6 protein-coding genes are annotated in these 25,641 nt (G+C 65.5%); all 6 read right to left on the bottom strand.

Going from position 1 to position 25,641, the window contains the following annotated elements:
- Window positions 1-19: 19 nt before the first annotated feature.
- The 6 genes from HNP60_RS06970 to HNP60_RS06945 all read right to left on the bottom strand — a co-directional run bounded on the left by HNP60_RS06970 (window position 20) and on the right by HNP60_RS06945 (window position 25,581).
- Entirely contained in the window at window positions 20-559 is a 540-nt protein-coding gene (locus HNP60_RS06970) for an rRNA large subunit pseudouridine synthase E (protein ID WP_184151884.1), read from the bottom strand.
- 6 nt (window positions 560-565) lie between these two features.
- Entirely contained in the window at window positions 566-1,714 is a 1,149-nt protein-coding gene (locus tag HNP60_RS06965; RefSeq protein WP_184151881.1) for a cupin domain-containing protein, read from the bottom strand.
- A gap of 193 nt (window positions 1,715-1,907) precedes the next feature.
- Complete coding sequence (locus tag HNP60_RS06960) at window positions 1,908-2,645, bottom strand: response regulator transcription factor (protein ID WP_184151878.1); 738 nt, start codon at window positions 2,643-2,645, stop codon at window positions 1,908-1,910.
- Between the two features lie 336 nt (window positions 2,646-2,981).
- On the bottom strand, window positions 2,982-3,785 hold the full coding sequence (locus tag HNP60_RS06955) for a SapC family protein (RefSeq protein WP_184151875.1): 804 nt from the start codon (window positions 3,783-3,785) through the stop codon (window positions 2,982-2,984).
- Window positions 3,786-3,843: 58 nt separating this feature from the next.
- Window positions 3,844-5,634 carry a ShlB/FhaC/HecB family hemolysin secretion/activation protein gene (locus HNP60_RS06950; RefSeq protein ID WP_184151872.1) on the bottom strand — a complete coding sequence of 597 codons (1,791 nt, stop codon included), beginning with the start codon at window positions 5,632-5,634 and terminating at the stop codon, window positions 3,844-3,846.
- Window positions 5,635-5,856: 222 nt separating this feature from the next.
- A complete protein-coding gene (locus tag HNP60_RS06945; RefSeq protein WP_184151869.1) occupies window positions 5,857-25,581 on the bottom strand; it encodes a YDG domain-containing protein in 19,725 nt (6,574 codons plus the stop codon).
- Between the last annotated feature and the right edge of the window lie 60 nt (window positions 25,582-25,641).

The following is a 25,641-nucleotide window of genomic DNA, read 5'->3' as shown; positions in this document are numbered from 1 at the left end:
GCGATGCCGGCGTCCGCCTTCATATCACGCGCCATTGCCCCGGTTGCAGGCCATCGAGAGTCCACTCGCCGATGCGCCATCGCACCAGCCGCAGCGTCGGATGCCCCACCGCCGCCGTCATGCGCCGGACCTGGCGATTGCGGCCTTCGCGGATCGTCAGGCGCAGCCAGCAATCCGGCACGCTCTTGCGGAAGCGCACCGGCGGATCGCGCGGCCATAGCCCGGGATCGTCGATACGCTCCACCTCGGCGGGCAGGGTCGGCCCATCCTTCAGGCGCACGCCGCGCCGCAACGCCTCCAGCGCGGCGCTGTCCACGTCACCCTCCACCTGTACCAGATAGGTTTTCGGCGTCTTGAACCGGGGGTCCGCGATCCGCGCCTGCAGGCGGCCGTCATCGGTCAGCAGCAGCAGGCCCTCGCTGTCGAGATCCAGCCGCCCGGCGGGATAGACGCCCGGTATATCGATGAAATCGGCCAGCGTCCGGCGCGGCGGGCCTGTGCTCTCGTCCGTGAACTGGCACAGAACGCCATAAGGCTTGTTGAAGAGGATGAGGGCCATCGCCGCTCACGCCTCGCCGTCGAATGTCAGGCTGCCCTGATCGATCAGCGCGGCGACCAGCGTCAGGACCGGCTGCGACGCGGCAAGCGCCGGATCGACCGCGACCACCGGCGCTTCGCACATATGCTCGGCCAGCGTGGCGACCTCGCCCGCACACTCGAAACATTGGCCATCCACGAACAGCAGGATGTCCCCGGTCCGCCGGATGAAGGAGAAACGGCTGGCGGGATTGCGATACAGCGGCGCTGCTTCGGCCAGCAGTCCGCGCAGTTCAGCTGGCTCGATCGGCTGCTCCGGTCGCCAGTCCGCCTCGGCATATTTGGGCAGGCTATTATACTGCCCGAACCAGCGGACAAACGCATCGCGATCCGACAAGGCCTCGATCGTCATGGCATGCAGGCGATCGAGCGCCGAGGCCGTGATTTCACCCGGATTGGCCTGAAGGTCGAGATCGGGGTCGGCATAACGGTCTTCCTCCGGCAGAAGATCCGCCTGATGCCCGCTCCAGCCGTCGATCAGTTCGGCGCGTGACGGCGCCCGGAAGCCGATCGAATAGGTCATGCAATCCTTGCCGAGCGCAACGCCGTCATGAGCAAAGAGCGGCGGCACATAGAGGATATCGCCGGGTTCCAATATCCATTCCTCGGTGGCGTCGAAATCCGCGAGCAGGCGCAGGTCCTCATGCGGCAACAAAGGTGTCGCCGAGGTGCATCGCGGTCCGACGCGCCAGCGCCGCCGCCCCAGACCCTGGATCAGAAACACGTCATACTGGTCGAAATGCGGGCCGACCCCGCCGCCGTCGGTGGCATAGCTCACCATGACGTCATCGATCCGCCAGTTCGGCACGAACCGAAACGGTTCGACCAGCGCCGCGACCTCATCGACATAATGATCCACCGCCTGCACCAGCAGGGTCCAGGGATCATCCGTCAGCTTGCCGAAGCGCGCTTCCGGCAAGGGCCCCTGCTCGACCGACAGCCCTGCCCCATCCCGGACGATGAGGCGCGCTTCGACACCCTCCTCGCAGGCAAGGCCCGCCAGGTCATCGGGATCGAGAGGATTGTGCCAGTTCTCCCAGGGATTGCGGATCAGCACCGGGCGCTTCTGCCAGTGCTCGGCCAGAAACCGGCCAATATCGAACCCAGCAAGTTGCATGGCCACCCTGTACGACTGAAGGAAAGTCTATGCTGATCGCGGTCAGACATGAGCCGGACCGGAAAAACCAGCCTCCAGTGGACGTCCTGCGTGACAGGGTCAATGCTTGCGCCGGGGGACCCCGCACGGTATTTTCGCGATCCGCTTGCCCTCGCGCACGTTCAGGAGCGCCGGCCGCAGTGCAGACAGCCCGTCAGGAGCCGCTTTCGACTTTCCGGTTGATACGCGCATCGCCCGCAAAGACATAACCCGTCCCGCGCGCCGCTCTCAGGGGAAAGGACAGGCTCGTCAGTTCTTCCGCCTTGCGACGAAGCCGCGAGACCAGCACGTCGAGGCTGCGATTGTCCGGGCCCAGACGCGGCTTGCCCAGGATCTCGTTGAGCGCTTCGCGGGACTGCGGTTGGCCCGGCTCCTCCAGGAGGGACTGCAACACCTGATATTCCGCCGAGGAGAGATCGACCGAGCGACCATTGGGCGCGGTCAGCAGCCAGGCGCTGGAATCGAGGTTCCAGCCCGGCTTTTCGCTGGCGGCGACCGGCACTTCGCTGGGCACAGGCTTCGCGCCGACCCGACGGCCGAGATTGCGAATCACGCTTTCGAGCTCACGTAGATTGACGGGCTTGCCGAGATAATGATCGACGCCCATGGACAGCCCGAGCAGCCTGTCCTCCTCGGCGGTGCGGCCGGTGAGGATGACGAGCCCGACCATCGAGCGGGCCCGAAGCCGGGCCGCCGCCATGAAGCCGCTTTCGCCCGGAAGATTGACATCGAGCAGGATGACATCAGGCGGCGTAGCCAGCCAGGCCTCGTCAAGGCCGCTCGTGTCGCTGAAACTCGTGACCTCCATGCCGACGCTCTTCAGGAAGCGCTCGAGCAATATTCTCATATCGGCATCATCCTCAACGATGCTGACGACAAGCGGCCTGTCCATTTTTCCGACCTCCCATCGGGGCGCGGCCGCTTCGGCCGCCGCGCGCCCCCTTGTTCGCGAGGCTGCCATTCCGGCTGGACACTCGCGAGAAGACATTGAGTGAAATAATCTTAACGCGATTCCATCGCGAGGAAAAGCATCCTGGGTTATCCAGAATTCCTAGTCCATGTTAATATCTAGATGACCAGCAATAGCCCTAGTCTCCGATACTGCCGAAACAGAAATCTGAAACGCTGCAAGTGGTCGTTTTGCTCCCGTAAATATGATGGCGACCAGATCGTCATCTGGTCGCCATCGGCGATCGGCTTGGGGGACTAGGGACGATCGCCTAATTCATCAGGCTGCGACCAGCTCATCCTCCTTGTTCAGTTCCAGTACGATGTCCGAAGCCTCTACAGTGCGACGAGCGACGAGGTCGTTCCAGCGCTGAAGGGAAAGAAGGTGCGCGTCGATCATGGCGACGGCGCCACGCTTGAGCAGGTCGCCGAGCTGCTCATTGTCAAGAGCATGCAGCTTCTCTTCGGCAATGCCGTAATAGTCCGCGACCAGCTCCTGCTCGCCGCTGGGGGCGACGGAAAGCGTGTGCTTGACCTCGAACAGATCGGCTTCGATCAGCACCTCGACGAACGCCTGGGTGCGCTTGCGCTCGACCTCGAACTCGTTGAGAAACGCGATCGCGTTCTTGGTGAAGTCGGTCGGTTCGCCGGCCTCGAACAGGGCCTGGCCTTCCTCGCCCTCGCCAAAGCCCGGCGCGTCGCGGTCGATGCAGACCACGAACTGCTCTTCGCCCGCACCGGCAAGGGTGAAGGGATAGCGGCGCAGATAGGCGGGGACATAAGCGCCATTCTCGAAGCGGCCGTTCTTCACGAACATGTTCTGGCCTTCCTTGAGGCCCATGATCGCCATCGGCGTCTTCTCGGGACCACCGAACACGATCGGGTAATGCATCATCGCCTGGGCGAACTCGCCGACGAGCAGCGGCACGATGTGCACGGTCTCGGCCTTGGCGAAGGGTGCCTCCTGAGCAACGAACTTCAGGTCGCGATGATCTTCCGAATGCAGCGCCTCGGGCTGGCCGTAAAGGAACTGCGAACCGCTGAGCTCGATGCTGTTCTTGGGCGTCTTGGTGGTCTTGGTCATGGTTGTGGTCCTTGTCGTGCGTGGGGTGTTACTTCGGGGTGTTGGATATTCGGGGTGTTCAGAACGAGACGGTGACGCGTGCCTGGATGCGCCAGTCGCCGGATTGGGTGCGCTGACCATCGGTCAGAGCCCAGGCGGAATTCACGCCGGCCGAAAAGTGGCGGCCGATGCGATAGTCGGTACCGACACCCACGGATGCGACGGCTTCATTGCTGCGAAGCGCGTGATCGCGGCCGTAAGCGGCATCGACGAACAGATAGGGAGACATGAGGTCCCGCTTGCCGGGCGCCAGGTTGAAGGGCGGGATGTGCAGCTCATTGCGCATCACCACGCCGCTATCGAAGCTGCCGTCGTCCGGCGTATAGCCGCGAACCAGACCGTCTCCGCCCAGGCCGACCTGCGTCGCAAGGGGCAGCGCCTTGCCGGCAAACTGGGCCGAGAGCTGACTGGTCAGCGCGAAGTTGTTGGGCAGCCGCGTCTGGCCGGAAAGGTCCAGCGTCGCATAAGCGTAGCGGGCCGACGTGATCCGTCCGTTGCTGATCTCCGCGAGGCGCTCGGCGGTATTGCGGCTTGTCACCCCGCCCGGGCTGCCATGAAGATTGAGCGCGGCGGAGACGCGGCGGCCATTTCCAAGCCAGCTCTTCGACCAGCCCACCAGCCCCTGCCAGAGATCGGCCGATGTCTCCAGGGCCACCTCGTCGCCGAACAGGACGGTGCGATGCTGATGCTTGCCTTCGATCCCGATCAGCAGATCACCCGATCCCGCCGACAGCCCCAGGTTGGAGAGCGCCATGCGATAACCGAGCGTTCCTTCAGTGGTCCGCTGGCGAACCGAAAAATTGGCGTCGATCACCTGGTTGGTCAGCGCGTCGCTGACGAGAATCTCCAGATTCTGGCGCGCGCCGGTGGGAATGTAGAGGCGACCGCCATGGGCCAGATAACGCGGCTCACTGCGCAGGATTCGCCCGCCCTTCGCCCAGAAATCGCGGCTGCCGGTCAGCTGGTAGGAGGCGTAGCCCCCGGAGAGAACCGGCAGTTCGACCATGCCGCCGACATAGAAGCGGTCGGTACCGGTGGACTGCGAGCCGGTGTTCGACCAGCCGCCGTAGAGACGGAATGGCCGTGTCACGTCCGCCGCCAGGGTCAGATCGGTCAAGCCCTCCTCCTGGGCCGGCGCGAACTGTGCACCGACGGTCAGGAACGGATTGCGCCCGAGCCAGTCGAGATCTTCAGCCAGCTGAGTCGCATCGATCGGCTCACCGGGGACGGTGCGCACTTGCGCCTCGATCGCCTTGGCTTTGCGGCCCTCGGCGCCGCGCACGGCGATCTGCCCGGTCCGGAATTCCAGAACGCGGATCTGCAGCACGCCCGTCGTGATCTCCTGCTCCGGCGTGGAAAGCGAAATGAAGGGGCGACCCGAAGCGCGGCCGGACTTTGCGATCTCGGCCTGGATCTCGGAAACCAGCTTGCGGCTGAGCGGCTGCCCAAGGAAGCGCGCCAAAGCGCGATTCAGGCGCTTCTCACCGAGCTGGGGAAGTTGTGCGGCATGCACGCCAGGGGAAACCGCGGCTGCATCCATGACCGCATCATCGTCGTCGAGGAGAACGATCGCTTTCAGGCTTGCGCCGAACGGGGCGTCATCCTGCGACACCGGCACGTCCGTTCCGGCATCAACGGTCGCCTGCGACGGCGGCGGTGCGGGGGGCAGGTTGCGCTCGACTGCCGTCTGCGCATTTGCCGCTGACGTTCCAAGCGCAACAGCGCCAACGCAGGAAAGGAAGATTGCCCTCGACGTCATGTAATGCATCCAGTCAGTTTCGATCCACTTGGGGGATCGCGTTGTCTTCATGAGGATGCTTCTGCAACATCTAGGTTAACAAATGTATAATTTTGGAGTTATTATTAATATATCACTAGATGATACAATGCGTTACAATGTAATACTTCTTTATTCACCCCGAAAACGCCGGACTATATTTAAAGTTAGTCGCAAACAAAAAGGCACGGCCTGCAGCTTGCAGGCCGTGCCCATCCGTCACCGGGAGCGCGACACCCCGCCGCGCCTACCCGGTCACTTGGAGGTGAAGCGCAGATTTGGCGCAATCACCCTGTTCGTCGAGTGGGGAAGACCACGTCCCCCGATCGCCGAACATTCATCCTGGCTCTCGCGGCCGCCCACACGGCAGACCAGATCGAGATCATCTTCCTGGCCCGAAGCCTGACCCTCGGCAGAGGTGTCGCCCACCACGAAGGTTCCGGTGGCACCATCGAAGGTCACCTGGACCGTATCTGCCACCACCCCGGGAAGGAAGGCCGCACCGCCCGAGCCGGAGGCCGCGTACGGATTGAACCCGGTGGCGCCGGCGGGGAGCGTTCCCCACTGGAGCATCGTTTTCGAAAGCGGACGCGTCGCCAGGTCGCCGAGCTGCTCGGCCTCCTTCACGATCTCGGGCGTGATGGTGCCGGGGGTACCGCCATTGTCGCCGCCGGGGGTGCCACCATTGTCGCCGCCAGGGGTGCCGCCATTGTCGCCGCCGGGGGTGCCACCATTGTCGCCGCCGGGGGTGCCGCCATTGTCGCCGCCGGGGGTACCGCCATTGTCGCCGCCGGGGGTGCCGCCATTGTCGCCGCCGGGGGTGCCGCCATTGTCGCCGCCGGGGGTGCCACCGTTGTCGCCACCGGGGGTGCCACCGTTGTCGCCACCGGGGGTGCCGCCGGGGGTGCCGCCATTGTCGCCGCCGGGGGTCCCACCATTGTCGCCGCCGGGGGTGCCACCGTTGTCGCCGCCAGGGGTGCCGCCATTGTCGCCGCCAGGGGTGCCGCCGTTGTCGCCGCCAGGGGTGCCACCGTTGTCGCCGCCGGGTGTCCCGCCATTGTCGCCGCCGGGGGTGCCACCGTTGTCGCCGCCGGGGGTGCCGCCATTGTCGCCGCCGGGGGTGCCACCGTTGTCGCCGCCGGGGGTCCCGCCATTGTCGCCGCCGGGGGTCCCGCCATTGTCGCCGCCAGGGGTGCCACCGTTGTCGCCGCCAGGGGTGCCACCGTTGTCGCCACCGGGGGTGCCGCCATTGTCGCCACCGGGGGTGCCGCCGTTGTCGCCGCCGGGGGTGCCACCGTTGTCGCCGCCGGGGGTGCCGCCGTTGTCGCCGCCGGGGGTGCCACCATTGTCGCCACCGGGGGTGCCGCCGTTGTCGCCGCCGGGGGTGCCACCGTTTTCGCCGCCGGGGGTGCCGCCATTGTCGCCGCCGGGGGTGCCGCCATTGTCGCCGCCGGGGGTGCCGCCATTGTCGCCGCCGGGGGTGCCGCCATTGTCGGGATTATTCGTTCCCGCCGTGATGGTGAAAGTGCCCGGTGCGAACTCGATGTTGTAGTTGGCGCCGGCCGCGAGGCTGCCCCCGTTGATGGCGTAGTTGCCGACGGATTCGCCTGCCTCGCGCTGCGCCGTTCCGCCCAGCGTGTCGCCGCTGACCAGACCGTCGCCGCCAACCGTGAAGCTGAGCGCCGGGTCCACCATGCCTTCCACCTTGGTGGCGTTGTCCAGCGTCACCACCAGGGTCCGGCGAGCGATGGTCCCATCCGCCGTGCCCAGCACGATCGCATAGTTCGCACCATCATTGCCGTCATCCAGCATGACATCGCCCACCCGGAGCAGTCGAGCGCCTGCATCCTTGCCGTCGAACGACTGGCTTGCCGTCACGCTGTCGCCCTGGACGAGGCCGTTGATCTGGACCTGCTTCAGGGAAGTGCTGGTGCCGTCATAGACCTTGCTGTCTGCGACCGCGTTCAGCAGGAGCTGGGCGCGAGCGACGTCGGCAAGTCCATGCACGGTGCCGGATGCGAGGACATAGTTGCCCGCCTCGTTTCCACCCAGAGCATAGCCTCCGAGGAGGACACTCTTGCCGGTTCCGGCATTGCGATCGGCGAGCATGCCGGTTGCATGGCTGGTGTCCAGCCAGACCCCGTCGGCCGCCATCAGGTCCTGCGTGTCGATGTCGCCATCGGCCGCGAGGAAGAGAAGCGAACCGAGCTGCCCGGATCCGAGCATGGTGGTTCCGTCGTAGGTCTTGGCGCCGCGTCCGAAGGTGGTGACGTTGACGGTGCGTGCGTCGATCTTGCCGACATGGGCCGAGGCACTGTCGTGGAGCAGGATGTAGTTGTCTGCATCCGTGCCGTTCAGCACCATGCCGCTCACCGTGACCAGCTTGTGCGTGCCGGCATTCTTGTCGGCATAGTTCGCGCTGGCTGTCGAGACCGTCACCGCGTCGCCGGCGATCACGCCGTCCAGGTTGGCGCCCAGCAGGGTCGCGGCGGCCGTGCCGTCGTAGACCTTGCCGACCGTGCCGACCAGGGCACCGGTGAGCAGCTTCCGCCCGATCGTGCCGGCCGCATCGACCTTCACCACCGTGTAGTTGCCACCCTCGTTGCCGTCGTCCAGCGTCCAGCCGTTCACCTTCACGACCCGGTTGCCCGCGGCCTTGCTGTCGAACGCCTGCGTCACGCCGCTGATCGTGTCGCCCTGGATGAGGCCCGTCACGCCGACCAGACCGCCCGAAAGCGCCGTGCCGTCATAGATCCGGGCATCGTCCGAAGCCGTCAGCGTCAGCACCGCCTTGGCGATGTTGGCCGTCCCGTTCGCCAGCGAACCAAGCACATAGTTGCCCGCATCCGCACCCGACAGGCTCACCCCGCTCACCGTCACCGCCTTGCCGTTGCCGGCATTGCGATCCACGAAGGTGAACTGGCCGCTGCCCTGAACCGTGACGTCGTCATGACCCACGATCCCGAACAGGCCCGTCATCGTGCCAGTCGCCGCCGTCGTGCCGTCATAGGTCTTGTTGTCGACCTGCGAGGTGACCTGCAGTTCCTTCGGCGTGATCCGGCCGGTCGCGCTGCCGCCAACGATGACAACATAGTTGTTGCCGCCATTGCCGTCCGCAACCGTCCAGCCATCGACCTGCAGCAGGCGATCGCCGGCATTCTTGCCGTCGAACTTCTGGGTGGCATTGACGATGTCGCCGCCCACCAGACCGACCGCTTCGACCAGACCGTTCGAGTGCGTCAGGCCATCATACACCTTGGTATCCGACACTGCGTTCAGGATCAGGTTCTTCGCCGTGATCGTGCCCGTGCCGCTCGCCACGGTGCTCAGCACGTAGTTCGCCGCATCCGCGCCGGCCAGCATCGCGCCGCTCACGTTCACGGTCTTGCCCGTGCCCGCATTGCGGTTCGCAAAGGACAGGATGCCGCCCTGCAGCGTCACATCCTCGCCAGCCACCAGATTATCGAGCTGACCGAACACACCAGTCGCAGACGTCGTCCCGTCATATTCCCGGCTGTCCACCAGGACCGACGTCGCCAGCGTGCGCTGCGTGATCGCACCTGCCGCGTTGTTGTCGAGGGTCACGACATAGTTGTTGCCGCCATTGCCATCGTCGACCGTCCAGCCGTCATTGATCGTCAGTGCACGAGCGCCCGCATTCTTCGTGTCGAAGGACTGGGTGGCCGTGAAGCTGTCGCCCGAGACCAGGCCATGTGCCTGGACCGCCGCAGACGACCCTCTCAAGCCATCATACACCTTGATGTCATTCACGGTGGCGAGGACCAGATGGGCCTTGCCGATCGAGGCAGTGCCCTGGGCGATCGGAGCCAGCACATAGTTGCGTGCGTCCATGCCCGTCAGCGTGGCATTGCTGACCGTCACTGCCTTGCCGGACCCGACATGCTTGTCATCGAAGGTAAGCATGCCGGTGATGCCCAGGCTTTCGCCGTCCACGATGTTCTGCAGCGGTGCGAAGGTACCGGTGGCAACATTCGTTCCGTCATAGATCCTGTCGTTGGCCGTGATCGAGGTCGTGACGGTGCGCTTGGCGATGGTGCCGGCGACGTCGACGGTGCTGACAATATAGTTGCCGCCACCGGCGCCGTCTTCAATCGACCAGTTGCCGACCACCAGAGCGCGGTTGCCCGCATCCTTGCCGTCGAACTTCTGCGTCGCGGTCACCGTGTCTCCGCTGACGAGCCCGTTCTGGATGACCGTGCCCGACGAAGCGTTGTTGCCGTCATAGACCTTGCTGTCGGTTGCGGCGGTCAGCACCAGGGCCTTGCGGGCCACATCTGCCACGCCATGAGCCGGAGCGGCGGCGAGGACATAGTTGCCCAGCGCGTTGTTGCTCAGGGCATAGCCGCTCAGGATCACAACCTTGCCGGTGCCGGCGTTGCGGTCCGCCAGCGTGCCGGTGAGCACGCTGCCGTCAAAGTTGACGCCGTCCGCAAACATCAGCGCCGCCGTATCGGCATCCGCCACACCAAGTTCCAGAGCCGCAAGCTGCGCCGCCGTGAGCATGGTGGTTCCGTCGTAGGTCTTGGCGCCGCGTCCGAAGGTGGTGACGTTGACGGTGCGTGCGTCGATCTTGCCGACATGGGCCGAGGCACTGTCGTGGAGCAGGATGTAGTTGTCTGCATCCGTGCCGTTCAGCACCATGCCGCTCACCGTGACCAGCTTGTGCGTGCCGGCATTCTTGTCGGCATAGTTCGCGCTGGCTGTCGAGACCGTCACCGCGTCGCCGGCGATCACGCCGTCCAGGTTGGCGCCCAGCAGGGTCGCGGCGGCCGTGCCGTCGTAGACCTTGCCGACCGTGCCGACCAGGGCACCGGTGAGCAGCTTCCGCCCGATCGTGCCGGCCGCATCGACCTTCACCACCGTGTAGTTGCCACCCTCGTTGCCGTCGTCCAGCGTCCAGCCGTTCACCTTCACGACCCGGTTGCCCGCGGCCTTGCTGTCGAACGCCTGCGTCACGCCGCTGATCGTGTCGCCCTGGATGAGGCCCGTCACGCCGACCAGACCGCCCGAAAGCGCCGTGCCGTCATAGATCCGGGCATCGTCCGAAGCCGTCAGCGTCAGCACCGCCTTGGCGATGTTGGCCGTCCCGTTCGCCAGCGAACCAAGCACATAGTTGCCCGCATCCGCACCCGACAGGCTCACCCCGCTCACCGTCACCGCCTTGCCGTTGCCGGCATTGCGATCCACGAAGGTGAACTGGCCGCTGCCCTGAACCGTGACGTCGTCATGACCCACGATCCCGAACAGGCCCGTCATCGTGCCAGTCGCCGCCGTCGTGCCGTCATAGGTCTTGTTGTCGACCTGCGAGGTGACCTGCAGTTCCTTCGGCGTGATCCGGCCGGTCGCGCTGCCGCCAACGATGACAACATAGTTGTTGCCGCCATTGCCGTCCGCAACCGTCCAGCCATCGACCTGCAGCAGGCGATCGCCGGCATTCTTGCCGTCGAACTTCTGGGTGGCATTGACGATGTCGCCGCCCACCAGACCGACCGCTTCGACCAGACCGTTCGAGTGCGTCAGGCCATCATACACCTTGGTATCCGACACTGCGTTCAGGATCAGGTTCTTCGCCGTGATCGTGCCCGTGCCGCTCGCCACGGTGCTCAGCACGTAGTTCGCCGCATCCGCGCCGGCCAGCATCGCGCCGCTCACGTTCACGGTCTTGCCCGTGCCCGCATTGCGGTTCGCAAAGGACAGGATGCCGCCCTGCAGCGTCACATCCTCGCCAGCCACCAGATTATCGAGCTGACCGAACACACCAGTCGCAGACGTCGTCCCGTCATATTCCCGGCTGTCCACCAGGACCGACGTCGTCAGCGTGCGACGATCGATGACGCCGGCCGCAGCCGCGCCCCGAACGACGACATAGTTGTTGCCGCCCACGCCGTCATCGACCGTCCAGCCATCGACCTGAAGGGTGCGGCTGCCCGCATTCTTGCTGTCGAAGATCTGCGTGGCCGTGAAGCTGTCGCCCGAGACCAGGCCGCTCTGCTGAACCATCCCCGAGGAGAGGTTGTCGCCGTTATACACCTTGTGGTCCGCGCTTGCCGTCAGGGTCAGCACCGCCTTGTGGATCGTCGCGACGTTGCTGGTCACCGCAATGGGATCAAGCTGATAGTTGGCAGCGTCCGCACCCTCGAGGCGCGCATTCGTCACCGTCACCATCTTGCCCAGAGCGGCATTCCTGTCCGCGAAGCTGAGATCGGCATTCACCGTCAGCTGGTCTCCGGACACCTTGTTCACGATCTCAGCGAAAGTGCCGGTTGCCGTGACGGTGCCGTCATAGACCTTGTCATTGGCGCTGACCGCGCTGGATACCGTCCGCTTGGCGATCGTGCCCGCGGCATCGACCTTCACCACCAGATAGTTGTTGCCTCCGTTGCCGTCGCTGATCTCCGAGCTGGAGACCTTCAGGGCGCGGTTGCCGGCATTCCTGCTGTCGAAGGACTGCGTTGCGACCAGCGTGTCGCCGCCGACCAGACCGTCGACCATGACGCTCCCTGCCGAGAGGACCGAGCCGTCATACACCTTGCTGTCGCTCGAGGCGGTCAGCGTCAGTGTCTTGCGGGCCACGTCCACCACGGCCTGGGCCGCTGGCGACGCCAGGACGTAGTTGCCGGCGCCATTGTTGGCGAGGGCGAAGCCGGAAAGGACAGCGCTCTTGCCAGTGCCGGCATTGCGGTCGGCCAGCACACCGGTGACGCCGCTGTCATCCAGCCACACGCCGTCCGCCTGCAACAGAGCCCAGGTATCCGCATCACCTTGCGCGGCAACGAAGCTGATGTCGCCCATCTGCGCCAGCCCGAGGTGCGTGGTGCCGTCATAGACCTTGGTGCCGCGTCCGGTGGTGCTCAGGCTTACCTGGCGCGCCGTGATCGTGCCGACATGAGCCGAAGCATGATCCTGGTCGAGCACATAGTTCGCCGCATCCGTGCCGTTCAGCACCATGCCGCTCACCGTGACCAGCTTGTTCGTGCCGGCATTCTTGTCGGCATAGCTGGCGTTGGCTGCCGTGACCGTAACGGAGTCGCCTGCGATCACGCCGTCGAGGTTGGTCGGCAGGATCGTTGCGGCGTCCGTGCCGTCATAGACCTTGCTGACCACGCCGGCGAGCGCGCCGCTGATCGTCTTGCGGTCGATCGTGCCGGCCGCATCGACCTTCACCACCGTGTAGTTGCCGCCCTCGTTGCCGTCCGTGATCGTCCAGCCGTTCACCTTCAGGGCGCGGTTGCCCGCAGCCTTGCTGTCGAACGCCTGCGTCACGCCGTCGATCAGGTCGCCGTTGACCAGACCCGTCACTCCGACGATGCCGTTGGAGAGAACCGTGCCGTCATACACCTTGGCGTCGCCGGACGCCGTCAGCGTCAGTGTCGCCTTCGCGATGTTGGCCAGGCCATGGACCGTGTCGTTCGCCAGCACATAGTTGCCGAGCGCGTTGTTCGCGAGAGCATAGCCGCTGAGCGTGACGCCCTTGCCGGTGCCGGCGTTGCGATCGTCGAAGGTGCCGAAGACCATGGAGGCATCCGCCGTCACCCCGTCCGCAAGGAGCAGGGCCGAGGTCGTGGCGTCGCCGTCCGCCAGCACGAAGCTGAGCGTACCGAGCTGCGCCGCGCCGAGGTGCGTGGTGCCGTCATAGACCTTGGCGCCATGTCCGGTGGTGCTCAGGGTGACCTGGCGCGCCGTGATCGTGCCGACATGAGCCGAAGCATGATCCTGGTCGAGCACATAGTTCGCCGCATCCATGCCGTTCAGCACCATGCCGCTCACCGTGACCAGCTTGTTCGTGCCGGCATTCTTGTCGGCATAGCTGGCGTTGGCCGCCGTGACCGTAACGGAGTCGCCTGCGATCACGCCGTCGAGGTTGGTCGGCAGGATCGTCGCGGCGTCCGTGCCGTCATAGACCTTGCTGACCACGCCGGCGAGCGCGCCGCTGATCGTCTTGCGGTCGATCGTGCCGGCCGCATCGACCTTCACCACCGTGTAGTTGCCGCCCTCGTTGCCGTCCGTGATCGTCCAGCCGTTCACCTTCAGGGCGCGGTTGCCCGCAGCCTTGCTGTCGAACGCCTGCGTCACGCCGTCAATCAGGTCGCCGTTGACGAGACCCGTCACTCCGACGATCCCGTTGGAGAGAACCGTGCCGTCATACACCTTGGCGTCGTCGGACGCCGTCAGCGTCAGTGTCGCCTTCGCGATGTTGGCCGTGCCGCTCGCCACGTTGCCGAGCACGTAGTTGCCCGCGTCAGCACCGCTCAGATTTGCGCCGGTGACCGTGACCGCCTTGCCGTTTCCGGCGTTGCGATCGAGGAATGCCAGCGTGCCGCTGCTGCTGTCCATTCCGATGTCGTCGCCCGAGACGTAGCCGGTCAGACCGGCGAAGGTGCCGACCGCCGCAGTGGTGCCGTCATAGACCTTGTCATTGACGATGACCGCCGCGTTGATGACGCGCTTTTCGATCGTGCCGGCCACCGCGTCGCCGATGCGGACGGTGTAGTTGTCGCCACGATTGCCGTCACTGACCGTCCAGTCCTTGACCTGCAGCAGGTGGTCGCCTGCCGTCTTGCCGTCGAAGACCTGCGTCGCGATCACATTGTCGCCAGTCACCAGCCCATCGATGTGGACGAAGCCGGAAGAGCCGACGCCACCATCATAGATCTTGGTATCGGCGACCGCCGTGAGCGTCAGCTCCCTGGCGGTGATGGTGCCGGTGCCGTTCGCGACGGTGCTGAGCACGTAGTTGCCGGCATCGGCACCAGTGAGCGTCGCCCCAGTCACGGTGACCGCCTTGCCCACGCCGGCGTTCCTGTCGGCGAAGGTGAGGATACCGCCGTCCATCAGGACGGTTTCGCCGGTCAGGACATTGTCCAGAACGCTGAAGCTGCCGGTGGCGTCGGTCGTGCCGTCGTAGACCTTGCTGTCGACGATGACGCCCGTCGTCACCACGCGCTTGGTGATGGTGCCGGCGTTGGTAGCGAGGGTGACGATGTAGTTGTCGCCGCCATTGCCATCCAGCACCTGATAGCCGCCATTCACGTTCAGCGTACGAATGCCGGCGTCCTTGCCGTCGAAGCTCTGCGTCGCCGTGAAGCTGTCGCCCGCGCCGAGGCCGGTCGCGACGACAGTCCCCGCGGAGTCGGTCTTCCCGTCATAGACCTTCGTGTCGACACCGGCGGTGAGGATCAGGTTCGCTTTGCTGATCGAAGCGCTGCCATCGGCAATCGGATCAAGCACATAGTTTCGCGCGTCCGCCCCGGTGAGGGTAGCGTCCGAGACGGAGACCGCCCGGTTGGCACCGGCATTGCGGCTGTCGAAGGTCAATGTGCCGACAACGTTCAGCGCCTCGCCCGACACGACATTGTTGATCGTGCCGAAGCTGCCGGTCGCAGCCGTCGTGCCGTCATAGACCTTGTCGTTGGCGATGAGGCTCGTGCTGACCGCCCGCTTGTCGATCAGGCCCGCCGCGGCGTTCCTGGTGACGGCGTAGTTGCCGCCGCCATTGCCGTCCGCAACGGCATAGTCGTCGACGACCAGCATCCGGGCGCCGGCATCCTTGCTGTCGAAGATCTGCGTCGCGGAGACCGTGTCGCCCGCGATCAGGCCGGAAGACTGCACCACGCCCAGCGAGGTCACTGCGCCGTCATAGACCTTGTGGTCGGTCACCGCGGTGAGCACCAACGCCTTGCGAGCGACGTCCGCCATGCCCTGTGCGGTCGAACCCGCCAGAACATAGTTTCCATGGCCGTTATTGGCGAGCGCATAGCCCGTGAGGGTCACCACCTTGCCCGTGCCGGCATTGCGATCGACGAGCGTGCCGCTGACGCCGCTGCTGTCGAAAGTCACGCCGTCGGACGCCATCATGGCGAGCGTGTCGGCGTCCGCCGCGACGAACGAGATCGTCCCGAGCTGGCCATTGGCGAGCAGGTTCGAGCCGTCATAGGTCTTGGCGCCGGCACCCGTGCTGGCAGCGACGACCTGGCGAGCCGTGATCGTTCCGACATGAGCCGACGCATGATCCTGAGCGAGGACATAGTTGCCCCCGTCAGCACCACCCAGGGCCATGCCCGTGACGGTCACCAGCTTGTTCGCACCGGCATTCTTGTCGGCATAGGTAGCGAGCCCGGCCGAGACCACGACTGTGTCTCCGGAGAGAACGCCATCGAGGCTGGTTCCGGAAAGCACCGCGTTGGTGGTGCCGTCATAGACCTTGCTGATGATGCCGCTGAGCTGTCCCGAGATCGTCTTCTTTCCGATGGTCCCGAGCGCATCGACCTTGGCGACGACATAGTTGCCGCCACCGTTGCCGTCGCTGATCGTCCAGCCGTTGACCGAGAGATTGCGGCTGCCCGCATTCTTGCTGTCGAACGCCTGCGTCGCCACGACCATGTCACCGGAAATCAGACCGGAGGACAGGACCGTTGCCGCCGAGAGCGTGTTGCCGTCATAGGTCTTGCTATCCGCCACCGCGGTGAGGGTCAGCGTCGCCTTGTCGATATTGGCCACGCCCGCACCAATGGCACCGAGCGTATAGTTGGCGGCGTCCGCCCCGGTCAGGCCATAGCCGCTGGCGACCACCGCCTTGCCGGTTCCGGCATTGCGGTCCAGGAAGGCCAGATGGCCATTGCTGGTGTCGAGCGAGACATCGTCGCTCAGCAGGCGGTTGGCGAGAGAGGAGAAGCTCCCCGTTGCCCCGGTCTGGCCGTCATAGATCTTGTCCTGGGCATTGACCGTGGTGGTCACGAGGCGCTTTGCGATCGTTCCGCTGACTTCGGCGCCCTTCGTGACGACATAGTTGGCGCCGCCAAATCCGTCGGAAATCACGTAGACATCGTCGACCTGCAGCGTGCGAGCCCCTGCATCACGGCTGTTGAACGACTGCGTTGCGCTGACGTCGTCGCCGAGCACGAGACCGGTTACCCGGACCGTTCCGCCGGAGAGCGTCGTGCCGTCATAGGTCTTGCTGTCGGCCACGGCCGTCAGGGTGAGCGCCTTGGCGAGGATCGTGCCGATCGCGCCGGAAACGCTCGAGGAGACGGTGTAGTTCGCGGCGTCGACGCCGGTCAGCCTCAGGCCCTGGGCGTCGATGATCTTGCCCGTTCCCGCATTCCTGTCCGCATAAGTGCCGGTCAGACCGCTGGCGGCAGTAACCGCATCCAGCCCGAGGACACCATCGAACGCCACGTTCGAGGCCATGACCGCCGCAACGGTCGAACCGTCATAGGTCTTGCTCACCACGCCCGTGAGGCTCGCGGTCAGTTCCTTCGGCGTGATCGTGCCGATGTTGCCCGAGACGCTGGAAGCAACCGTGTAGTTCGAGGCATCAGCGCCGCTGAGCGCCAGGCCACCGACCGTTACCAGCTTGTTATTGCCGGCATTCTTGTCGGCAAAGAGGCCGTTCGCGGGCTTGACGAGGTCAACCGTTTCCCCATCGATCACGCCTGTCAGCGTGTAGTTGGAAGCCTGCATGACAGCGGACAAGCCGGCGTCATAGACCTTGCTGACATTGCCGGTGAGGCCGGCTGTCAGGAGCTTGGGCGTGATGACGCCGATCGCACCCGTCGCGGAGAAGTTGGACAGCGTGTAGCCGAACACCTTCACGCTGCCGTCGCGGACCACGACCGCCAGGTCGTCGGCGAGGATGGTCTTGCCGGTTCCCACGTTCTTCGTATCGAAGGAGGCGGTGGAGTAGACCGTTGCGCGCTCCGTGCCGGTGAGACCCGTGGCGACGAAGTTGGACTGCGCCAGGGCGGCATCGGTCGTGCCGTCATAATCCCGGCTATAGGTGCCGGTCAGCGCCACCGAGACAGAGGGCGTGTCGGTGTAGAGCACGCCATTGCCCGTCGCGAGGGCCGGCGCCGTGGCGCCATAGACGGCGCCATACTGGCGGAAGCCATAAGCCAGCGCGTCCAGCGAGTCGCTCGTCGGCGCCTGGGACCAGAGCAGCCAGCGGCCGCCGGGCGTGGAGAGCGCCGAGGCACCCGCCTGATTGATGACCTTCGTGCCGGTGGTCAGGTTGAGGGCCGTGCCCGCGCCTGAGGCGGCCAGCGAGCTCCCTGCGGCGAAGGTGAGATCACCCCCGGCGCGGACGAGACCGGTCCCGGTGGTGACTGCTCCGTTGATCGTCAGCCCGTTCCGCGTCGCGAGCGACAGATCGCTCGTCACAGCCATCGGCCCCAGCCCGGCGATCTCGTTGAGGGCGTTGGTGAGGGTCAGCGAGCCAGCCTTGCCACGCAGCGAGTTGGTCGTGATCGCCACCGACTGCGTCACGGCACCGCCGGCTTGCAGGGCGAGACCGCCCGCAGCCGTCAGCGGACCGGTGCCACCGATCGCGATGGTCCCGCCCGATGCGAGGTTGAGAGGCGCCGTTGCGGCGTAAGTGTTCGCTGTCGCCGTGGTGTTGAAGATCAGCGAGGCGGCATCCGTCGAGCCGAAGGTGACCGACGAATAATTCGCCCGATAGCTGTTGTTCGCGATCAGCGCCGGCAGGATGTTGCTGTCGACGATGAAGTTGCCGCCCGCCTGCGGGCGAAGCACCAGGGCGCCGGTGGTGTTCAGCAGCGCGGGGCTGCCGCCGCCATTGTTGAGCGCCATCTTGTTGGCGATCAGCGTGAGGCCGCCGCTGCCACCGTTTCCGATCACAGCCGAACCGTTCGGTCCCTGATAGATGCCGATGTCCGTGCCGCCGATGGTCTGGTTGTCGAGCCCTCCGATGCGGCCTTCCAGCGTCACCGCGCCGCTACCCGTGGTGTTCACGAGCGGAGAAGCGCTGCCGTTCTGGTCGAGATAGATGCCGTAGTTGGTCGTCCCGGAACCGCCGCCGCTTCCGCCGAGGATCGAGGTCGTGCCCGAGGAGGTGGAGACCACGGAGCCGCCCGCCACATAGACGCCGACGCCGCCGGTGGCACCGCCGCCGCCCTGGCCGATGATGGTGAGGTTGCCCGCCGCGCCGGCGCCATTCACGCCGACGATGGCATTCTTCATGACCACGCCGGTCAGGTTCCCGGTGCCGGCCGCGCCGCGCCTGGATGCGCCGGCGATCAGGACATTGCCCTTGGACGAGGTGACCGATGCATTTTCAAGATGCACGGCGTCCGAATTGGCGAGCTGGTTCGTCGCGCCGACGACGGTCAGGTCGCCATCGACGGTCGATACGTTCGCGCCAGTGATATTGACCGCGCTCCCCGCCCCGCTCGCCGTTGCCGACGAGCTGTAGCCGTAGAGCTTGATCGCGCCGGTGCCGGTGGTGGCCAGCGTTCCGGCGGTGAGGCTGAGCCCGGCCGTCGCGGACGTGCCGCGAAGCTGGATGTCGCCGCCGCCCGCGTTCAGCAGGCCTGCATTGGACAGGTTGATGGCCGTCCCGGTCTTGCCCATTTCCGTTGCGAAAGCGGTGAAGGCCGCTGCGGATGCGGACGGGTCGCTGATCGTCGCAAGCGCAGACGATCCGCCGCGCAGCAGGATGTTGCCGCCACGCGTGGTGATGGCGGTGGACACGGTCACCGTGCCGTTCGCCGCATCGGCGGCACGGCTGTTGAGGGTGACGTTGAGCGGTCCGGCGCCGGCAGCCGCCTGGATCGCATTCGCGACCGTGACGTTGCCATTGGACTTCACCGTGAGCGTCGAGGTTCCCAGGGATCCGGCGATCTTCGTGATCGCCGCCGGGGTCAGGTCCGAGCCGGCGCTGAGCGTCATGTTGCCGGTGGCCCAGTTGATCGCGCCGGTCGAGATCGTCGTGCCGGCCTTCAGGGTGAGATCGCCGGTATTGGTGTTGGAAGGCTGCGTGATCGTGCCGGTGGTGATCGACGTAACGGCATCCAGCATCATCGACGATTTGGCGGTGACAGTTCCCAGGTTGATGGCCGTGCCCGTCGCGGTGGCGGAAAGCGCGCCGCCGACGCTCAGAGCACCCGAGTTGACGTCGAGGCCGGAAGCGGTGAGCGCGCCCTCGAAGCTGGTGTCCACAAAGCCGGTACGACCGAGCACGACAGTCCCGCCGGTCGAGGTGATCGTGCTGGCAGCCGACCCGGTCTGGGTGATCTTGCCATACATGAGCACGCCCTTGTTGGACGTCACGTTGATCGCGCCAGCCACATTATATTTGACGGCCGAGGCACCCGAAGGCGAGTAATTGTCGAAGCCCCAGGCGGCGGTGCTTTCGGCATTGGCGTCGATGGAGAGGCCGCCGGAGCCGGCGTTGATCGTGACAGCGGTGTTGTAGCTGCTGCTGCCGAATGTGATCGCGGATGCGCTGGAGGTACCGGCGAGCGCGCCGCCCGTCCCTTTCAGCGTCACCGAGTTGGTGCCAGTGATATCCACCGCGCCGTTATGGTTGAGGAAGATGCCCTGAATGCTGTTCGCGCCGCCGGTGGACTTGCCATCCAGCGTCACGTTCCGGCCGGTGACCGTCAAAAGACCGGTGTTCGACTTCCAGATGCCAGTGTTTGTGGGCGAAGAGCCGGTCAGTGTGACGTCGCCGGCCGTGGAGATCAGCGTGTCCGTGGGGTTGTTGATGCCGATCGCGGCCCAGGTGTTCGACTTGCCGGTCAACGAGATCGCGCCGGTTCCCGTCTGGATCGTGCTGCCGCTGATGGTGATGCCGCGGCCGCCGGTGCTCGCCGAGGCGTCGCCGTCGAGCGTGATGGAGCCCGAACCGCTGCTGAGAATAGAGCTGGTCGAGTTGAGCCAGATCGCGTCGGCGGAGGTGGCCTTGGAAATCAGCGAGATGTTTCCGCCATCGGTGCCCGCGCGCCGCGCGTCGAGCTTGATGCCGCTCGCGAGCAGAATGCCGCTATTGGTGGAGCCCATCGCGCCCTCGGCGCCGGTGGCGCCGCCCCCGATCGCAATCGCGCCGCCCTGCGTGATGACATCCGCGTTCACCCGGACAGTGCCGATCGCCGCACCGCCGGAGCGGGCGTTGATCGTGACGTCCAGTTTCCCGGCATTGGCTTCGGTCGTGATCGCGTTGCCGATGGTGATGTCACTCGCCGACTTGAGCGTCAGGGAGGACGCACCGGTTGCGATGGCCTTCTTGGTGATGACGGCGGGGGTCAGTGCCGCGCCCGCATCGAGCGTGACGGCGCTGGCGCCGTTCAGGGTGATGGCGCCGGTCGTCAGCGTCGTTGCCGCCTTGATGTCGGTGCGAGCGGCGGTCCGGATGTCGATCGCGCCGGTCGAGACGGCACCGGTATCCGAACGGATCTCGACCACGCCGGTCGTGCCTGTCTGGCTGAGCGCCTGGGTGGTAACACCTTCAAGCGCCGTGATGATGAGCGCGCCACCCGAAGTGAGCGCCGCATCTGTGGCCACCGGACTCCCGGATACGAGCACCGACCCCCCGACCCCGGCTGCCTCGATCTTGAGATCCTTGGTCGTGGCAATTGTTCCGAGCACGCGAATATTGCCCGACAGGTTGCTGAGCGTCAGCGAGTCGGCATTCGTGCCGGTATATTTGTTGAGCAAGACCACGCCCGCTTGCGCGCTGAGCTTGCTTGCGCCGCCGCCCGTTTGAGTGATGGTTCCGCGGTAGACAACGCCCCTGTTGCCGAGCATTTCAACGGCGCCGGCCGAGACGATTTTGATGTTCGGCGCCGTCTCGTCGGCCGTCCCCATCCAGGTGTCGAAACTGAAGGTGGCGTTGCTGTCCGCGCCGGTCCCGTCGATCAGCACACCGCCGCTTCCGGCCTCGATCGTCGCCATGGCCGGGTTGCTGGTGGCCGTGCCGAAGGAGATTGCGGATTTGCTGGTGCCGCCCGCATTCGTGGCACCGCCGGTTCCGGTGATCGTAACCTTGTTGGTACCGGTGATCTTGATGTCCTGGGTGTTGGAGAACAAGATGCCGTTGGTGCTGGTCGCGCCCCCCAGCGAGTAGCCGTTCAGCGCAACATTGGTGCCCTTGAGGACGGTCCCTGCCGCACTCGTATCGACACGGATCCCGAGATATCCAGTGGAGGTTCCGGTGAGCGTCAGGTCGCCCGTCGTCGTGATGTTTGCCGCGACGCTGCCTGCGATCCGAACTCCCGAGCCATTTGCAGGCGAACCGATGTTGCTGGTGGCGCCGACGAGCTTGATGCCACCATCCCCGGCGGCCATGGTTGCGCCGGCGATGTACACGCCCGTATAGTTGGAGCCGGTGTTACCGTAGCCAGTGATACCGCCGGTGCCGTTCGTGGTAACGGTACCGCCCAGAAAGATGCCGTTCGAGGCGACCGAATTCAGGTCGCCGCCACGCATGAAGATGTTGCCTCCGTTCGCGTCGACCGTCGATCCGGCGAGGAGCGAGACGGAAATACCGGTGGTGGAGCCAATGGCGGCACCACTCATGTCGGCCGCCGAGCCACCATAGAAGTTGATGTCGCCCCCACCCGACGCGATCTTCTTGTTGACCGTGATGGACCCCGTCGCGCCGTCATTCGATCGGCTGTTCAGGGTGACGTTCATCTTGCCGGCACCACTTTCCGTGGTGATGTCATTGTCCAGGACAATGTTCGTGGTAGACTTGATGGTCAGGTTCGAAGCGCCCGCTGCCGAGCCCTTCTTGGTGATCGCGCCGAGCGACAGCCCGTCGCCCTGCAGCAAGGTATTGCCTGTGGTCGCCAGATTCACGGCGCCCGTCGTCAGCTTGCCCGCAGCCTTCACCGAAACCGTTCCGCCGTTCGACGTGAACTGGCCGAAGGTGATGTCGCCGCTGCTGGATTCGATGGATGCGTTGCTGCCCGCCGTAATCGCCATGTCACCCATGACGATGCCCTTGCTGGGCGCGCCGGCATTGATCGACAGCGTACCGCCGCTGCTGATGAAGGAGCCGCTTGGCAGTTGCGAAGAGGCCCCGCCCGCCTGTGCCGTGATCGCCGTGTCAGCCGCGCTCGTCGCACTCGCATTGATCGTGAGATCGCCGCCAGCGCTGATCGTAAGGGGGGTGCCGCCGACACCGAGCAGCAACGCCGTCTTGGGCCGCACACCATTGTTGAAGGAGGTCGTGCCGCCGCTGGCGGTCATGCTGATCGCACCGCCGGTGCTGATCGTCTGGACGCCCGCACCGATGAAGGCGATGCCTTCGACGGCATTCGCGCCGCTCGCCGTGCCGGTCAGGCTAATCTTGCCGCTCGTCGAGGTGATCCCCGCCCCTGTATTGGAGTTGATCATTAGCCCGGTGTCGGCACCCGTCGCCTGACCCTGCATCGTGATGTTGCCGGACCCGGTCGACACCACCGCGCCATTCGACAGGAGCACGCCGACGCCTGCGAAGGCAGCACCGGCGCTTGTCCCCAGGAGGTTGATGGCACCGGAGGTGGTGGACATGGTCGCGAGACTGACAAGGCCGTAATTGGCATTGCCGGTGGCCTTGATTCCGATCGAGCCCGTTCCGCTGGTCTTGATGACGGTGCCGGCCTCGAAGCGCACAGCCGCATTGCCGGAATTGCCCTTCACGCTATGGGCTTCACCCGCCAGGCCGATATTGCCGCCCGCCGCATCCAGCGTGGTGCCGGTGCCCGTGACCAGGATGCCATGGGCATCGATGGCGGTGGATTTCGCCGAGCCGGTGGCTGCGAGATCCGCGAGATTGGGCAGGGCCGATCCGCCCCATGCCACCAGGTCACCGCCCGCGGTCCCGATGCTCTTGCTGATCGTGATCGTGCCCGATGCGCCGTCATTGGCCCGGCTGTTGAGATAGACGTTGATCTTGCCACCGGTCGACGCAGTGATCGCGCCGCCGACCGAAAGATCGGTGGCCGCCTTGAGCGTAAGCGTCGAGAGGTCGCCGCCGGTCTTGCTGATCGTGGCGGTGGTGGAGAGCGCGCCGCCGCTGGAGAACAGCATGTTGCCGGCACCGGTCTGGGTGACGGCGCCGAATGCCAGTGTTCCCGGGCTCACGACGGTGATGTCGCCCGGGCCGCTGAGGGCGCCCAGGCTGATGTTGCCGGCGGTCGTGCCAACGTTGATCGCGCCGGACGCCCCGGAGGCGACCAGCCTGTTGGTGATCGTCACGTTCCTGTTGCCGGTGAGCGTGATGCCCCCGGCGCTGGTGATGTCCGCCGTGGATGCGCTTGAAATCGCCGAGCCGGTCTGCGCGGTGCCCTTCAGGAGGATGCCGCCGCTACCCGCGGTGATCGCCCCGGCCCCGCTCAGGATCGAGATGGCATGATTGCTCCCGGTCGCCGAGCCCTCGATCGAGATGCTCCCCGTTCCCGAGGTGATGATCGAGCCGCCGCTGCCGAAGCGGATGCCGTTGCTGGCAGAGCCGGTATTGGCACCCTTGATGGCGACGTTGCCGCCGCTCGCGTTGATCACGCCAGTGATGTCGACGCCGCTCGTCGCGGCATCCTGCGCCGCGCCGGCAGCATCCACGCCGCCGCCGATGATGAGGTTGCCGCCATTGGTATTGATGCTGCCGGCAACCGCGACGCTACCCACGCGCGTTCCGTTCGCGGCATCATCGTAGCGGCTGTTCAGCACGACGTTGAGCTTGCCGGTCCCGGCACCTGACGCAGTGATGGAGCCGTTCAGCTTGATGTGGCGATAGGCCAGCAGGCTCAGCGTCGCATCGGCCGATCCCGTCTTGGCAATGGTGGCGCCCGCGTCGAGCGTGATGTCTCCGAAACCGCCGGTCGGCGAGGTCGTGCCGGTTGCGATGCGGACGCTGGTGCCGGCACTGAGGGCGCTGTTGATCTGGGAAACGTTGGCGACCGAAGTCGAGCTCGTGGGCGTGAAAGTGAACGGGTCGCTGCCCGCGAAGTTGCCGTTGTTGGTGGCGGCCGACGAAATGGTGATGTCGGCAGGATCGAGCAGCCACTGGCCGGCCTTGCCGGCGACGCCCGACGCGTCGACCTGGCCCACGGCCTGAAGATTGCCCTTCGAGGAGGTCTCGACCATGCCGCCGTTGGTCGCGCCGTGCGCATCGATCCGGCCGGTGAAGTTGGTATAGGCGTCGGACCACAGCACCGCCGTGCCACCCGCGCCTTCGGTGCCGGAAACGTCGATCGTCGCATTCGGCGCCATCACAACGGCGTTGGCCGTCTGCAGATCATGATCGGCAACGCGGAGCGAGGCGTCCGCCCCGCCCTGCCAGTCGCCGCCGACCAGCACCGTGCCGCCCGTGGTGCCGGATGCGTCGAGCTTGGCGCCCTGATCGAGCAGGATGTTGGTGCCGGTCACTTCGATCGTGCCGCCGGCGCCGTCCGCCTTGCGCGCCGCGAGCGTGCCGGAAATGTGCGCCTCGCCGCCTTCGCCGGCGGTGAGGAAGATGCGGCCGTCCCGGGTGGACACACCCGTGGCGTTGATCACGCCGCTGGTGTTACCGGCGAGCGCGTAGACGTTACCGCCCTGCGCGCGCAGTTCGGCATTCACGGCCTCGATCGATCCCGCGTTGGTCACCGATGTACCGACGCCGCCGATCACCACGGAGAACTTGCCGTCCGAAAGCGCCTGGTCGCGCAGCAGCACCTGATAGCCTGCCAGCAAGCCCACGTCGCCGTTCGCGGCGCGGATCTCGCCTTCATTGATGACCTTCGCCGCGACGAGCGCGACGTCGCCGCCGACGCTGCCGATCTTGCCGTAGTTGACGATCGTCGCTTCGCTCGCACCCGAGAGCGTGAGATCACCGCCTGCCAGGAAGCTCTCGTTGGACATGTCCTGGGTCGAACCGACGAAACGCCCACCGACATTGATCTCGCCCGTCTTGCCGACGACAATGCCGTTCTTGTTAATGAGGTAGACCGAGCCCTCGCTCTTCATCAGACCATTGATGAGGCTCGCCTCGTTGCCCTTGACCCGGTTGAGGGTCGCGCCGTTCTTGCCATTGCGGAAGTCCACCGTCGCACCTTTGGCGACGGAGAAGCCGTTCCAGTCGATGATCGCCTTGGACGACGATTGCTGCACGGTTGTTGTCTGCCCGTGGGTCTCGATCGCTGCCTGACCCATCACGATCTGGCCGCCCGTGGGGAGCGTCTGCGCGAATGCAGGCGCCGTCATGGGGAGCAGACCGGCGAGGGACAGGCCAAAAATCGGCAGGGACTTCAGCGTAGCGGAACG

Origin of the sequence: Sphingobium lignivorans, from assembly GCF_014203955.1 — a bacterium.
Taxonomy (GTDB): Bacteria; Pseudomonadota; Alphaproteobacteria; order Sphingomonadales; family Sphingomonadaceae; genus Sphingobium; species Sphingobium lignivorans.
The sequence above is the reverse complement of the archived record's forward strand: the minus strand, read 5'-3'. Positions and strand labels throughout refer to the sequence as shown.